The organism is Enterobacter sp. P82 (genome assembly GCF_037053385.1).
Lineage (GTDB): Bacteria > Pseudomonadota > Gammaproteobacteria > Enterobacterales > Enterobacteriaceae > Enterobacter.
The window spans coordinates 388276-402785 of sequence record NZ_JBALHX010000002.1; the positions used below are offsets into that span (position 1 = coordinate 388276).

The 14510-nt window shown below is 54.0% G+C and carries 12 protein-coding genes; 4 read left to right on the plus strand and 8 right to left on the minus strand.

The window, feature by feature from the left end; genetic code table 11:
• Positions 1-19 precede the first annotated feature (19 nt).
• The 3 genes from kefF (at position 20) to folA (ending at position 3002) form a co-directional block, all read left to right on the plus strand.
• Positions 20-550: a glutathione-regulated potassium-efflux system oxidoreductase KefF gene (kefF, locus tag WB237_RS14700; RefSeq protein ID WP_114979063.1), complete on the plus strand. Its 531-nt coding sequence runs from the start codon at positions 20-22 to the stop codon at positions 548-550.
• Positions 543-2408, plus strand: coding sequence for a glutathione-regulated potassium-efflux system protein KefC (kefC, locus tag WB237_RS14705; RefSeq protein WP_336214146.1), 1866 nt, complete (start codon positions 543-545; stop codon positions 2406-2408). Before kefF ends, kefC begins: the two co-directional genes overlap by 8 nt.
• A 114-nt stretch (positions 2409-2522) precedes the next feature.
• The gene (gene folA / locus WB237_RS14710) at positions 2523-3002 is read left to right on the plus strand and encodes a type 3 dihydrofolate reductase (protein ID WP_008502023.1); all 480 of its coding nucleotides are present in this window, start codon (positions 2523-2525) and stop codon (positions 3000-3002) included.
• A gap of 37 nt (positions 3003-3039) precedes the next feature.
• Here folA and apaH read toward each other — a convergent pair whose 3' ends face one another.
• From apaH to lptD, 6 genes are read right to left on the minus strand one after another with little or no spacing between them, the layout of a single operon-like run.
• Positions 3040-3888, minus strand: a complete 849-nt coding sequence (apaH, locus tag WB237_RS14715; protein WP_028016648.1) for a bis(5'-nucleosyl)-tetraphosphatase (symmetrical) ApaH — start codon at positions 3886-3888, stop codon at positions 3040-3042.
• 4 nt (positions 3889-3892) lie between these two features.
• Positions 3893-4270 carry a Co2+/Mg2+ efflux protein ApaG gene (apaG, locus tag WB237_RS14720; RefSeq protein ID WP_028016649.1) on the minus strand — a complete coding sequence of 126 codons (378 nt, stop codon included), beginning with the start codon at positions 4268-4270 and terminating at the stop codon, positions 3893-3895.
• 3 nt (positions 4271-4273) lie between these two features.
• Positions 4274-5095: a 16S rRNA (adenine(1518)-N(6)/adenine(1519)-N(6))-dimethyltransferase RsmA gene (gene rsmA, locus WB237_RS14725; protein ID WP_013095540.1), complete on the minus strand. Its 822-nt coding sequence runs from the start codon at positions 5093-5095 to the stop codon at positions 4274-4276.
• A complete protein-coding gene (gene pdxA, locus WB237_RS14730) occupies positions 5092-6078 on the minus strand; it encodes a 4-hydroxythreonine-4-phosphate dehydrogenase PdxA (protein WP_129323946.1) in 987 nt (328 codons plus the stop codon). Before pdxA ends, rsmA begins: the two co-directional genes overlap by 4 nt.
• Positions 6078-7364, minus strand: coding sequence for a peptidylprolyl isomerase SurA (gene surA, locus WB237_RS14735; RefSeq protein WP_114979067.1), 1287 nt, complete (start codon positions 7362-7364; stop codon positions 6078-6080). The genes pdxA and surA overlap by 1 nt, the downstream gene beginning before the upstream one ends.
• Positions 7365-7417: 53 nt before the next feature.
• The gene (lptD, locus tag WB237_RS14740; RefSeq protein ID WP_129996704.1) at positions 7418-9769 is read right to left on the minus strand and encodes an LPS assembly protein LptD; all 2352 of its coding nucleotides are present in this window, start codon (positions 9767-9769) and stop codon (positions 7418-7420) included.
• 238 nt (positions 9770-10007) lie between these two features.
• Between lptD and djlA the strand changes: the two genes are divergently transcribed.
• Entirely contained in the window at positions 10008-10823 is an 816-nt protein-coding gene (gene djlA / locus WB237_RS14745) for a co-chaperone DjlA (protein ID WP_008502016.1), read from the plus strand.
• A 29-nt stretch (positions 10824-10852) separates the two neighbouring features.
• On the opposite strand, the gene rluA is transcribed toward djlA, so the two are convergent.
• Together rluA and rapA are read right to left on the minus strand one after the other, a co-directional pair.
• Complete coding sequence (gene rluA / locus WB237_RS14750) at positions 10853-11512, minus strand: bifunctional tRNA pseudouridine(32) synthase/23S rRNA pseudouridine(746) synthase RluA (protein WP_336214153.1); 660 nt, start codon at positions 11510-11512, stop codon at positions 10853-10855.
• Positions 11513-11524: 12 nt separating this feature from the next.
• The gene (gene rapA / locus WB237_RS14755) at positions 11525-14431 is read right to left on the minus strand and encodes an RNA polymerase-associated protein RapA (RefSeq protein WP_336214156.1); all 2907 of its coding nucleotides are present in this window, start codon (positions 14429-14431) and stop codon (positions 11525-11527) included.
• Between the last annotated feature and the right edge of the window lie 79 nt (positions 14432-14510).

Sequence of the window (14510 nt, forward strand, 5' to 3'; positions counted from 1 at the left end):
AGTAACAACAGGCTAATCAATGATTCTGATAATTTATGCACATCCCTATCCGCAGCACTCGCATGCCAATAAGCGGATGCTTGAGCAGGTAAGGACGCTTGATAACGTAGAAATACGTTCCCTCTATCAACTTTATCCCGATTTTAATATCGACATCGCCGCTGAGCAGGAAGCGGTTTCTCGCGCTGATCTGATTATCTGGCAGCACCCTATGCAGTGGTACAGCACCCCTCCGCTCCTGAAACTGTGGATTGATAAAGTCTTCTCCCATGGCTGGGCATATGGTCATAACGGCCATGCACTGAAGGGCAAAAACCTGATGTGGGCGGTCACGACTGGCGGTGGGGAAAGCCACTTTGATATTGGTTCCTTCCCGGGTTTTGACGTACTGGCACAGCCGCTGCAGGCCACCGCGCTCTATTGCGGAATGAACTGGCTTCCGCCTTTTGCGATGCACTGTACATTTGTATGCGACGATGAAACGTTGCAGGCGCAGGCTCGTCATTATAAACAACGCTTACTTGAGTGGCAGGAGGCGCACCATGGATAGCCATACGCTGATACAGGCGCTGATTTACCTCGGCGCGGCGGCGCTGATTGTGCCCGTGGCAGTACGTTTGGGGCTGGGGTCTGTCCTCGGCTACCTGATTGCGGGTTGCGTCATTGGGCCGTGGGGCTTTCGTCTGGTCACGGATGCAGAGGCGATTCTCCATTTCGCTGAAATTGGCGTCGTGCTGATGTTATTTGTGATTGGCCTGGAGCTCGACCCGCAGCGTTTGTGGAAACTTCGTGCCTCGGTATTTGGCGGTGGCGCGCTGCAAATGGTGGCCTGCGGCCTGCTGCTGGCTGGGTTCTGCATTCTGTTGGGAATGGACTGGAAAGTGGCTGAGCTTATCGGTATGACGCTGGCGCTCTCATCGACGGCCATTGCTATGCAGGCCATGAACGAGCGAAATCTGACGGTCTCTCAGATGGGGCGCAGTGCGTTTTCGGTGCTGTTGTTTCAGGATATTGCTGCTATTCCGCTGGTGGCAATGATCCCGCTGCTGGCGGCAAGTGGTTCCGCTACGACGCTTGGCGCTTTCGCGCTGTCGGCATTGAAGGTGGTAGGGGCGCTGGCGCTGGTGGTCCTGCTTGGCCGCTACGTAACCCGTCCGCTGTTGCGGTTTGTTGCCCGCTCAGGACTGCGTGAAGTCTTCAGTGCGGTGGCACTGTTCCTGGTGTTCGGTTTTGGCCTGCTGCTTGAAGAGGCCGGTCTGTCGATGGCGATGGGAGCGTTCCTCGCGGGCGTACTGCTGGCGAGTTCTGAATATCGTCACGCGCTGGAAAGTGATATTGAGCCGTTCAAAGGGCTACTGCTGGGACTGTTTTTCATCGGTGTGGGGATGTCAGTCGACTTCGGCACGCTGGTGACACATCCGCTGCGGATCATCATCCTGCTGGTCGGTTTTCTGGTCATTAAAATGGCGATGCTGTGGTTGATTGCCCGTCCGCTGAAGGTGCCAGGCAAACAGCGTCGCTGGTTTGCCGTGCTGCTGGGGCAGGGAAGCGAATTTGCGTTCGTGGTCTTTGGGGCGGCGCAGATGGCAAACGTGCTTGAGCCTGAGTGGGCGAAAGCGCTGACGCTTGCCGTGGCGCTGTCGATGGCGGCGACGCCTGTTCTGCTGGTGGTGCTGACGCGTCTGGAAAAATCGGGCAGCGAGCAGGAGCGGGAGGCTGATGAAATTGACGAAGAACAGCCGCGGGTGATCATCGCCGGATTCGGGCGCTACGGTCAGATTGTAGGTCGTTTACTGCTGTCGAGTGGGGTTAAAATGGTCATCCTCGATCACGATCCTGACCATGTCGATACCCTGCGTAAATTTGATATGAAAGTCTTTTACGGGGATGCGACCCGTGTTGATCTGCTGGAGTCTGCCGGGGCGGCAAAAGCCGAGGTGCTGATTAACGCCATCGACGATCCAGAGACCAGCATGCAGATGGTGGAACTGGTAAAAGAACATTTCCCGGAGCTGACCATTATCTCCCGTGCACGGGATGTGGATCATTATATCCGCTTGCGGCAGGCGGGCGTCGACGCACCTGAGCGTGAGACGTTTGAAGGTGCGCTGAAATCTGGTCGTATGGCGCTGGAAAATCTGGGGCTTGGCGCGTATGAAGCGCGAGAGCGTGCAGACCTGTTCCGCCGCTTCAATACCGATATGGTAGAAGAGATGGCAGCGATGGCGGGTAGTACAGCCACTGAGCGTGCAGCAGTGTTTAAACGTACCAGTGCGATGCTGACAGAGATCATCAATGAAGACCGTAATCATCTGTCGCTGATCCAGCGTCATGGTTGGCAGGGCACGGAAGAGGGCAAGCACACAGGTAACCCGGAAGACGAACCAGAGAGTAAACCTTCTGTGTGAAGTGGTGTTGCCAGCAATAATAAAAAATTTCTGTTTCTTTACCCTGCCGCCAGTCGACGAAAGATTAAGCTTTCCGTATAGTGGCGGCAATTTTTTGCATCCGGGAAATTTTCAATGATCAGTCTGATTGCAGCGCTGGCGGTGGACCGTGTTATCGGTATGGAAAATGCCATGCCGTGGAACCTGCCTGCCGATCTCGCATGGTTTAAACGTACGACGTTAAACAAGCCGGTAGTGATGGGCCGCCTGACCTGGGAGTCGATTGGTCGTCCATTGCCGGGCCGTAAGAATATCGTTATCAGTAGCCAGCCTGGCACTGACGATCGCGTTGAATGGGTGAAATCCGTGGACGAGGCGATTGCCGCATGCGGTAACGCCGAAGAGATCATGGTGATTGGTGGCGGGCGCGTGTACGAGCAGTTCCTGCCAAAAGCGCAGAAGCTTTATCTGACGCACATTGATGCAGAAGTGGAAGGGGATACCCATTTCCCGGATTACGATCCGGATGAGTGGGAGTCTGTCTTCAGTGAGTTTCACGATGCGGATGCACAGAACTCCCACAGCTACTGCTTCGAGATTCTGGAACGTCGTTAAGTGATTTTCCCTCTCCCAACGGGAGAGGGAATAAACCTCAGGAGGCAACGGCCTCGTCTTCACCTAAGTCCAGCTGTCGGTTGGATGGCTGGACAAAGTAAGCTTTATCTTCCCAGCGCAAGCAGGTTAACTCTCCACCCCAGCAGCATCCGGTATCAAGACCGTAGATCCCTTCAGGCGTGCCTTTACCTTCCAGCGCAGCCCAGTGACCGAACACCACGCTGTATTCGTTTGTCACAGGCCCCGGAATGGCAAACCACGGTTTGAGCGGGGCGGGCGCACTTTCCGGTGTCTCTTTTGAATACATGTCCAGCTGCCCGTTCGGGAAACAAAAACGCATTCGGGTAAAAGCGTTGGTGATAAAGCGCAGGCGGGCCAGACCGCTGAGATCTTCGCTCCAGTGGTTCGGCATATCGCCGTACATGGCATCGAGGAAGAAAGGATATGAGTCGCTTGCCAGAACCGCTTCAACATCACGCGCGCAGGTTTTCGCCGTTTCAAGATCCCATTGCGGCGTGATCCCAGCATGGGCCATGACCAGCTTTTTCTCTTCGTCGACCTGCAGCAAGGGCTGCCGGCGTAGCCAGTTGATCAGATCGTCCGCGTCAGGCGCATCCAGTAATGGCGTGAGCCGGTCTTTGGGTTTGTTGCGACTGATCCCGGCGAAGACAGCCAGTAAATGCAGATCGTGATTGCCCAGCACCATGCGCACGTTGTCTCCCAGCGATTTGACGAAACGTAAAACATCAAGAGAGCCGGGGCCACGCGCAACTAAATCTCCCGTCAGCCAGAGTGTGTCCTGTCCGGGCGTAAAGTCGACCTGTTTTAATAATGCGATCAGTTCATCGTAGCAACCGTGAACGTCGCCAATCAGATATGTAGACATTAGATTAATGAATGAGTGTTGTAACGGCGAGACGGAACACAGGAATAGCAACGCGGAACACATTGCCATCAACGTCGACCATTTCGTAATGGCCTTGCATGGTACCCAGCGGCGTTTCAATCACCGCGCCGCTGGTGTACTGATACTCTTCGCCAGGGTCGATATGGGGCTGTTCACCGACCACACCTTCACCCTGAACTTCGATTTCACGGCCATTACCGTTGGTGATAAGCCAGTAGCGCCCGCGCAGTTGCACAGGCATCCGCCCCAGATTGCGAATGGTCACGGTGTAAGCGAAGACATAGCGTTCTTCATCCGGTGAGGATTGAGATTCAACATAGACGCTTTGTACATGGACACAGACGCGGGGCGAATCAATCATGGCTTAACTCTCCTTCGGAGGCGCATTTTCACTGATGTAATTAGCCAGCTTGCAGTACTGCTCTACGGAGATGTTCTCTGCACGCATTGCCGGGTCGATACCCAACTCAGCCAGCACGTCAACCGTAAACAGATTACCCAGGCTGTTACGGATCGTTTTACGGCGCTGGTTAAAGGCTTCCGTAGTGATACGGCTCAGTACGCGCAGATCTTTGACCGGGTACGGCATCGTTTTATGCGGCACCAGGCGCACAACCGCAGAGTCTACTTTCGGTGGCGGCGTAAAGGCAGATGGCGGAACTTCGAGGACCGGGATCACGTTGCAGAAATATTGCGCCATCACGCTTAAACGACCATACGCTTTACTGTTCGGCCCTGCAACCAGTCGGTTAACAACCTCTTTTTGCAACATGAAGTGCATGTCAGCAATGGCATCAGTATAGCTAAAGAGATGGAACATTAGCGGCGTGGAGATGTTATACGGCAGGTTGCCGAATACGCGCAGAGGCTGTCCCATTTTTTCTGACAGTTCGCCAAAGTTCATGGTCATGGCATCCTGCTGATAGATGGTCAGCTTTGGCCCCAGGAACGGGTGCGTTTGCAGGCGTGCGGCCAGATCGCGGTCCAGTTCGATAACGGTCAGTTCGTCGAGGCGTTCACCTACTGGCTCGGTCAGCGCGGCAAGACCCGGGCCGATTTCAACCATAGCCTGACCTTTCTGCGGATTAATGGCAGAGACGATGCTGTCGATCACGAACTGATCGTTGAGGAAGTTTTGCCCGAAGCGTTTTCGGGCTAAGTGGCCCTGATGGACTCGATTAGTCATTGAGTATTAACAATCATTTTGATGGCGAGATTAAGCGCCGTAATAAAACTGCCGACATCCGCTTTCCCCTGGCCTGCCAGATCCAGCGCAGTACCGTGGTCAACGGACGTTCGAATAAAAGGTAAACCGAGGGTGATATTCACCCCGCGGCCAAAGCCCTGGTATTTTAGCACGGGCAGGCCCTGATCGTGGTACATCGCAAGTACGGCGTCGGCATTATCCAGGTATTTCGGCTGGAAAAGGGTATCAGCAGGCAGTGGCCCGCTTAAATTCATCCCTTTTGCACGCATTTCTTCAAGTACCGGAATAATGGTATCGATCTCTTCGGTACCCATGTGCCCGCCTTCACCGGCGTGCGGATTCAGTCCGCAGACCAGAACGTGTGGCTGTTTGATGCCGAATTTGGTTTGCAGGTCATGATGCAGGATCCCGATGATCTCCCGCAGCAGTTCCGGAGTGATAGCATCAGGGATGGCCTTAATGGGAAGGTGGGTTGTCACCAGAGCAACGCGCATCTCTTCCGTCGCCAGCATCATCACCACTTTCGGACTGTGCGAGCGTTCTTCAAAGAACTCGGTATGCCCTGTAAACGGAATACCCGCTTCGTTGATGACACCTTTGTGCACGGGGCCGGTGATAAGCGCGGCAAATTCACCTTTCAGACAACCGTCGCAGGCGCGCGCAAGGGTTTCAACGACATAGTGGCCGTTTTCCGTGCTGAGCTGGCCTGGGACAACAGGCGTACGAAGGGGAACAGAAAGCAGCGTGAGCGTACCGGCTTGTTGCGGTGCTGGCTGTTGACCTTCAACGTAAGGGATAAGCGTTAAAGGTAGACCGAGCAGTGTTGCCCGGTCTTGTAACAGTGTTGCATCTGCGCAGACAACCAGTTCTACCGGCCAGCTGCGCTGGGCAAGCTGGACAACGAGGTCAGGCCCAATCCCGGCGGGTTCGCCGGGAGTGATAACAACACGATGCAGTTTCATTAGTTACTCAGAATTTTCACGTAAGCACTGGCGCGTTGTTCCTGCATCCAGGTTGCCGCTTCTTCAGAGAACTTACGGTTAAACAGCATACGGTAGGCTCTGTCTTTCTGTGCCGCGTCCGTTTTATCAACGTTACGGGTGTCCATCAGCTCAATCAGATGCCAGCCAAACGAAGAGTGAACCGGAGCACTGATCTGGCCTTTATTCAGCTTCATCAGTGCATCGCGGAACGCAGGATCATAAATATCCGCAGCTGCCCAGCCCAGATCGCCGCCCTGGTTAGCAGAGCCTGGATCCTGAGAGAACTCTTTTGCAGCATTTGCGAAGGATGTTTTACCGCTCTTAATATCAGCAGCAATTTGTTCCAGCTTCGCACGTGCCTGATCATCATTCATGATCGGAGAAACTTTCAGCAGGATATGACGAGCATGGACTTCCGTAACGGAAATATTCTGGCTCTGTCCACGGAGATCGTTCACTTTCAGAATGTGGAAACCCACACCTGAACGGATTGGTCCGACGATATCGCCTTTCTTCGCCGTGCTCAGTGCCTGGGCAAAGATGGACGGCAGCTCCTGAATACGTCCCCAACCCATCTGGCCGCCTTTCAGCGCCTGTTGGTCTGCGGAGTAGGTGATCGCCAGCTTGCCAAAGTCACCGCCATTACGCGCTTGTTCGACAATAGAACGTGCCTGGCTTTCTGCTTCCGCAGCCTGATCGGAGGTTGGATTCTCTGGCAGTGGGATCAGAATGTGGCTCAGATTCAGCTCAGTGCTGGCATCATTCTGGTTACCGACCTGTTTTGCCAGCGCGTCCACTTCCTGAGGCAGGATCGTGACACGGCGACGCACTTCATTGTTACGCACTTCCGAAATCAGCATCTCTTTACGGATCTGGTTGCGGTAGGTGGCGTAGCTGATACCGTCGTAGGCCAGACGGCTGCGCATCTGATCCAGGGACATGTTGTTCTGCTTCGCGATGTTAGCGATCGCCTGATCAAGCTGCTCGTCAGTGACCTTCACACCCATTTTTTGACCCATTTGCAGAACGATCTGATCCATGATCAGACGCTCCAGGATCTGGTGGCGCAACGTTGCATCATCCGGAAGTTGCTGGCCTGCTTCGCCCGAATTGAGCTTCACAGATTTCATCAGACCGTCAACGTCACTTTCAAGCACGACGCCGTTGTTAACCACAGCAGCGACCTTATCAACAACCTGGGGGGCCGCGAAGCTGGTATTCGCAACCATAGCGACACCGAGCAGCAGCGTTTTCCAGTTCTTCATACTTTTTCCATTTCAATTAACCGCAAAGCGGATTACGTTGCAAATCAAGCACATTACAAGGAGCTACGGTACGGCAGAATGTTCGAGCGAAGCATTTTCTGCGTACCCAGACCGTAATTGGAACTCAAACCGCGTAACTCGAAGTTAAAGCCAATCACGTTATCGTATTCGCTTTGATTGTTTTTAGTATCCCAGCCGTTAAGTTTGCGTTCGTAACCGACGCGCAGTGCATAACAGCAGGAGTTGTATTGCAGACCCACCATTTGGTCAGCTGGCTTATTGGCGTTGGTGTCAAAGTAGTAAGCACCTACAATTGACCAGCGATCGGCAATTGGCCAACTCGCTGCACCACCCACCTGAGAAATACCTTCTTTATACTGTTCGCTGTTGGCATAGTTTGGCAACGTTGCCTGAATATATTCCGGGCTGGCGTAACGATACGTCAACTGCATCATGCGGTCTTCATCACGACGGTACTCAATTGCCGCACTGCTTGTGGCAATATTGTCGAGACGCGTATCGTACTGCAGGCCACCGCGTAAACCCCAGCGATCGGTCATGCGCCAGTAGGTATCACCCGCCCACACCAGGGAACCTGTTTTGTTATCTTTCTCCCAGTTGATATCGTCATCACCGGTACGAGACTCGGTGAAATAGTAGATTTGACCAACAGAAACGTTAAAACGTTCAACGGCTGACTCATCATAAACGCGCGTTGTGACACCGGTCGTTAACTGGTTCGCGGAGGCAATACGGTCGAGACCACCGTAGGTACGGTCACGGAACAGGCCACTGTAGTCAGACTGCAGGAAAGAGGAGTCGTAGTTCTGGATTTTGCTCTGATCGCGATAAGGCACGTATAAATACTGCATACGCGGCTCCAGCGTCTGGGTATAACCATCCGCCAGCAGACCCATATCACGTTCGAAGATCAGTTTGCCGTCCATTTTGAATTGTGGAAGGACGCGGTTCACGGATTCTTCAAGATCGGTGCCATAACGGTTGTTGTACCAGTCCACATTTTTCTGCTGATAGTGGGTAGCCATCAGCTTGGCTTCGGTATTCAGGCTCGACCAGTTGTTTGACACCGGTAGATTGATCGTCGGTTCTAAATGAACACGCGTTGCTTCCGGCATGTTTGAGTTGGTATTGACGAAATGCACCGCCTGACCGTAAACGCGGGTGTCGAAAGGACCAACATCGTTCTGATACCAGTTAACATCCAACTGCGGTTCTGCACCGTAAGTACTTTGCGTCTGGGTATTAAAGACCTGGAACTGTTTAGTCGACACCGTGGCGTTGAAGTTCTGAATGGCATAACCAACGCTGAATTTCTGCGTGGCGTAGCCATCGGTACTGGAACCGTACTTGGAATCGAAGTCGTTGAAATAGTGCGGATCGCTGACTTTGGTGTAGTCGACGTTAAAACGCCAGACCTGATCCATTACGCCAGCGTGACGCCAGTAGTACATCCAACGGTGTTTATCACCTTCTGTTGGATACTCATCCTGGAAGACTTTATCCGATGGCAAATAATCCAGTTCCATCAAACCGGTACCCGCCTGGGTCAGATAACGGAACTCGTTTTCCCACATGATGTTGCCGCGCTTATGGATATAGTGCGGCGTGATCGTGGCGTCCATGTTGGGCGCAATGTTCCAGTAATACGGCAGGTAGAACTCAAAGTAGTTCGTGGTGCTGTATTTGGCATTAGGGATCAAGAAGCCGGAGCGACGTTTGTCACCCACAGGAAGTTGCAGGTAAGGGCTGTAGAACACCGGTACCGGACCCAGCTTGAAGCGCGCGTTCCAGATCTCGGCAACTTGCTCTTCACGGTCATGGATGACTTCGCTTCCTACCACGCTCCAGGTATTCGAACCTGGCAGACAGGAGGTAAACGTACCATTTTCCAGAATGGTATAGCGGTTTTCACCGCGCTGTTTCATCAGGTCAGCGTCACCGCGCCCCTGGCGACCCACCATCTGGTAATCACCTTTCCAGACGTTAGTATCTTTAGTATTCAGGTTTGACCAGGCTTTCGGACCTTTCAGGATGACCTGATTGTCGTCATAGTGCACATTACCCAGCGCATCCACCGTTCGTACCGGCTCGGCCGCACCTTCCGGCTGCTTCTGGTGCAACTGCACTTCATCTGCCTGCAGGCGGCTGTTACCCTGGTTAATATCCACATTGCCCGTAAACGTGGCGTTGTCTGGATAGGTACCTTTGGAACTGTCGGCAGTAATGGTTACCGGTAGGTTATTTGTATCGCCACTCACCAGTGGGCGATTATAACTTGGGACGCCAAGCATACATTGCGAGGCGAGATCGGCCGCCAGCCCCTGTTGACTGTACAGGGCTGTGCCAATCATTGTGGCCAGGAGGGTGGGGATACGTTTTTTCATACGTTGTATTTTATTGTTCCGTCATCAGTGGCTACGGCTTACAAACGCTCAGAGACTATCTTACTCATCAGCGCAGTACCAGCGTTAATCCTGCCGTTTGCGTGCCAGAGTGTTAGGCTCGCTATCGAATGACGAGTATGATAAAGCAAATTATAGGCGATGTCCTTCAATTGACCGTGGCTTGAACACTGTGATGATGGCGTTGCGTCGTCCAGGAATATGACTATCCGGGGAGTATATGCAGTATTGGGGTAAAATAATCGGCGTTGCGTTCGCCATCATCATGGGTGCCGGGTTCTGGGGAATTGTGCTTGGGCTTATTATCGGCCATATGTTTGATAAGGCGCGCAGCCGCAAAATGGCCTGGTTTGCCAACCAGCGCGAGCGCCAGTCCCTCTTTTTCTCAACCACCTTTGAGGTCATGGGGCACTTAACCAAATCCAAAGGACGCGTGACAGAAGCCGATATTCAGATTGCCAGCGTCTTTATGGATCGTATGAATCTGCATGGTGACTCCCGTCTGGAGGCGCAAAATGCGTTCCGCATCGGTAAATCCGATAACTATCCATTGCGCGAAAAAATGCGTCAGTTCCGCAGCATCTGCTTCGGTCGTTTCGATTTAATTCGGATGTTTCTGGAGATTCAAATTCAGGCGGCATTCGCCGACGGCTCGCTTCATCCTAATGAACGTGATGTTTTATACGTCATTGCGGAGGAACTGGGGATTTCCCGTATGCAGTTCGACCAGTTCCTGCGGATGATGCAGGGCGGTGCGCAATTTGGCGGCGGCTATCACCAGCAGTCATCTGGCGGTGCCTGGCAGCAGGCGCAGCGTGGCCCGACGCTGGAGGACGCCTGCAATGTGCTTGGTGTGAAGCCCTCTGACGATCAGACCACGATTAAACGTGCCTATCGTAAGCTCATGAGCGAGCATCATCCGGACAAACTGGTCGCGAAAGGCCTGCCGCCAGAAATGATGGAGATGGCGAAGCAAAAAGCGCAGGAAATCCAGAAGGCGTACGAGCTCATTAAAGAGAAGAAAGGTTTCAAATAAGAAAAAGCCCGACGGTGTCGGGCTTTTTTTTAGAAGTCCACCGGGGCTTTAAACGTCATCGCGTTACCGAAGGCCGGGTGGGTAATGGTTAGCGTCTGGGCATGGAGCTGCAGACGTGGAGCCATCGCCAGCGCTTCAGGCGGCGCGTAGAAGCGGTCGCCCAGAATCGGATGCCCAATAGCGAGCATATGCACGCGTAGCTGGTGAGAGCGTCCGGTAATCGGCTTTAACAATACGCGCGCGGTGTTATCCGGCGCGTACTCCAGCACTTCATACTCGGTTTGCGCCGCCTTGCCGGTTTCATAACACACTTTCTGCTTTGGCCGGTTCGGCCAGTCGCAAATCAGCGGTAAATCCACCAGCCCTTCCTCCTGCGCCGGGTGACCCCATACGCGCGCCACGTACTGTTTTTTCGGCTCGCGCTCGCGGAACTGGCGTTTAAGCTCCCGCTCCGCCGCTTTATTCAGAGCCACTACAATCACGCCGCTGGTTGCCATGTCCAGACGATGGACGGACTCGGCCTGCGGATAATCGCGCTGAATGCGCGTCATCACGCTGTCTTTGTGCTCATCCAGACGCCCTGGCACGGACAACAAGCCGCTTGGCTTGTTGACGACAATAATGTGCTCATCCTGATAAAGAATGACCAGCCAGGGATCCGTCGGTGGATTGTAGGGCTCCATTACCATTTCGCGCTCCGTTTACTGATGCGTCACAACGATGAGACGCAGGGCATCCAGACGCCAGCTAGCCTGGTTCAGGCTTTCCAGCACCTGCTGGCGGTTGCTTTCAATCGCCGTCAGCTCGTCGTCACGGATATTCGGGTTCACCGCTTTCAGCGCTTCCAGACGGGAAAGTTCAGCAGACAACTTCTCGTCCGCTTCACTGCGCGCAGCATCAATCAGCGCCCTGGCCGCTTTTTCAACCTGGGTTTCACCCAGTTGCAGAATGGTATGCACGTCCTGCTGAACCGCGTTGACCAGCTTGCTGCCCGTATGACGGTTTACCGCACTTAACTGACGGTTGAAGCTCTCGAACTCGACCTGTGCGGCCAGGTTCGTGCCGTTTTTGTCCAGCAGCAGACGCACTGGTGTCGGCGGCAGGAAGCGGGTGAGCTGCAGCTGTTTCGGCGCCTGTGCTTCCACAACGTAGATCAGCTCGACCAGCAGGGTACCGACCGGCAGCGCCTTGTTTTTCAACAGGGAGATGGTGCTGCTGCCGGTATCACCGGAGAGGATCAGATCCAGACCGTTGCGGATCAGCGGGTGCTCCCAGGTAATAAATTGGGCATCTTCGCGAGAGAGGGCCACATCGCGCTCGAAGGTGATGGTGCAGCCATCTTCCGGCAGGCCCGGAAAATCAGGGACCAGCATGTGATCGGACGGGGTCAGGACGATCATATTCTCACCGCGATCGTCCTGATTGATCCCGACGATGTCGAACAGGTTCATGGAGAAGCTGATCAGGCTGGTGTCGTCATCCTGCTCTTCAATGCTTTCAGCCAGCGCTTGTGCCTTTTCGCCACCGTTGGAGTGGATCTCCAGCAGGCGGTCGCGCCCCTGTTCCAGCTGTGCTTTCAGCGCGTCATGCTTCTCACGGCAGGATTTGATCAGCTCATCAAAACCGTCGGTTGTTTCTGGCGCTGCCAGGTAACCGATCAAGTCGCTATGAACCTGATCATAAATGGTGCGGCCGGTTGGGCAGGTATGTTCAAACGCATCCAGACCTTCGTGGAACCAGCGCACCAGAACGGACTGAGCGGTTTTTTCCAGATATGGAACATGGATCTGAATATCGTGCGCCTGACCGATACGATCCAGACGACCGATACGCTGCTCCAGCAGATCCGGGTTAAACGGCAGATCGAACATCACGAGATTGCTGGCGAACTGGAAGTTACGACCTTCAGAGCCGATCTCAGAACACAGCAGAACTTGTGCGCCGCTGTCTTCTTCACCAAACCAGGCTGCCGCACGGTCACGTTCAACAATAGACATGCCTTCGTGGAACACGGCGGCACGAATACCTTCACGTTCACGCAGAACCTGCTCCAGCTGCAGTGCAGTGGCGGCTTTGGCGCAGATCACCAGCACTTTCTGAGAACGGTGTGCGGTCAGGTAGCCCATCAGCCACTCAACGCGTGGGTCAAAGTTCCACCAGGTGCCGGTATCACCTTCGAATTCCTGGTAAATTTGTTCCGGGTAGAGCATGTCACGCGCACGTTCTTCGGCGGTTTTACGCGCCCCCATAATTCCGGATACTTTAATCGCCGTCTGGTACTGCGTTGGCAGTGGCAGTTTGATGGTGTGCAGTTCGCGTTTCGGGAAACCTTTCACGCCGTTACGGGTGTTACGGAACAGAACACGGCTGGTGCCGTGACGGTCCATCAGCATATCGATCAGTTCTTTACGTGCTGATTCCGCGTTGTCACCTTCGCTGTTGGCTGCCTGCAGCAGTGGTTCAATATCCTGCTCGCCAATCAGATCGCTCAGGGTATTGAGTTCGTCATTGGACAGACGTTTGCCCGCCAGTAAAAGGGCGACAGCGTCGGCAACCGGGCGGTAGTTTTTCTGCTCTTCAACAAACTGCTCAAAATCATGGAAACGGTTTGGATCGAGCAGGCGAAGACGTGCAAAGTGGCTTTCCAGCCCCAGCTGTTCCGGCGTTGCGGTCAGCAGCAGGACGCCAGGTACACGTTCGGCAAGCTGTTCGATTGCCATATATTCGCGGCTCGGCGCATCTTCGCTCCAGACCAGATGATGCGCTTCATCGACGACCATCAGATCCCATTCGGCATCGCACAGGTGTTCAAGACGCTGCTTGCTGCGGCGCACGAAGTCCAGCGAGCAAATCACCAGCTGTTCGGTTTCAAACGGGTTGTCCGCATCGTGCTGGGCTTCTGCGTAGCGTTCGTCGTCAAACAGCGAGAAACGCAGGTTAAAGCGGCGCAGCATTTCGACCAGCCACTGATGCTGCAGGGTTTCAGGAACCACAATCAGCACGCGCTCGGCTGCGCCAGAAAGCAGCTGTTGATGCAGGATCATACCGGCTTCAATAGTCTTACCCAGACCCACTTCGTCTGCCAGCAGTACGCGAGGTGCATGACGACGGCCGACGTCATGGGCGATATTCAACTGGTGAGGGATCAGGCTGGTGCGTTGACCACGCAGGCCGCTCCACGGCATACGGTACTGTTCACTCTGGAACTTACGGGCGCGATAGCGCAGAGAGAAACGATCCATGCGGTCGATTTGCCCGGCAAACAGGCGGTCCTGCGGCTTACTGAAAACCAGTTTGCTGTCGAGCAGCACTTCACGCAGGATGACATTGGTCTCGTCAGTGTCCAGGCGAGTGCCAATGTAGGCGAGCAGTCCATTCTCTTCTTTTACGTCTTCAACCTTGAGCTGCCAGCCGTCATGGCTGGTCACGGTGTCACCCGGATTAAACATCACGCGGGTCACAGGGGAGTCATTGCGAGCGTACAGGCGGTTTTCACCAGTGGCAGGGAAGAGGAGGGTAACCATGCGCGCATCGACGGCAACGACAGTTCCTAATCCGAGTTCGCTTTCTGTATCGCTGATCCAGCGTTGACCAAGTGTAAAAGGCATAGTTGTTCGGCTCTAATCTTTAATTGCAGGCAATAGTTCGACCCCGTCAAAAAAGACGGTCATCGAAAAATGGGTCCGG

Bases quoted from the DNA above. Each gene is read 5' to 3' on its own strand.
- folA (WP_008502023.1), top strand. From the start codon at position 2,523: ATGATCAGTCTGATTGCAGCGCTGGCGGTGGACCGTGTTATCGGTATG.
- pdxA (WP_129323946.1), bottom strand. From the start codon at position 6,078: ATGAAACTGCATCGTGTTGTTATCACTCCCGGCGAACCCGCCGGGATT.
- djlA (WP_008502016.1), top strand. From the start codon at position 10,008: ATGCAGTATTGGGGTAAAATAATCGGCGTTGCGTTCGCCATCATCATG.
- apaG (WP_028016649.1), bottom strand. From the start codon at position 4,270: ATGATTGATTCGCCCCGCGTCTGTGTCCATGTACAAAGCGTCTATGTT.
- lptD (WP_129996704.1), bottom strand. From the start codon at position 9,769: ATGAAAAAACGTATCCCCACCCTCCTGGCCACAATGATTGGCACAGCC.
- surA (WP_114979067.1), bottom strand. From the start codon at position 7,364: ATGAAGAACTGGAAAACGCTGCTGCTCGGTGTCGCTATGGTTGCGAAT.
- kefC (WP_336214146.1), top strand. From the start codon at position 543: ATGGATAGCCATACGCTGATACAGGCGCTGATTTACCTCGGCGCGGCG.
- rapA (WP_336214156.1), bottom strand. From the start codon at position 14,431: ATGCCTTTTACACTTGGTCAACGCTGGATCAGCGATACAGAAAGCGAA.
- apaH (WP_028016648.1), bottom strand. From the start codon at position 3,888: ATGTCTACATATCTGATTGGCGACGTTCACGGTTGCTACGATGAACTG.
- rluA (WP_336214153.1), bottom strand. From the start codon at position 11,512: ATGGTAATGGAGCCCTACAATCCACCGACGGATCCCTGGCTGGTCATT.
- rsmA (WP_013095540.1), bottom strand. From the start codon at position 5,095: ATGACTAATCGAGTCCATCAGGGCCACTTAGCCCGAAAACGCTTCGGG.
- kefF (WP_114979063.1), top strand. From the start codon at position 20: ATGATTCTGATAATTTATGCACATCCCTATCCGCAGCACTCGCATGCC.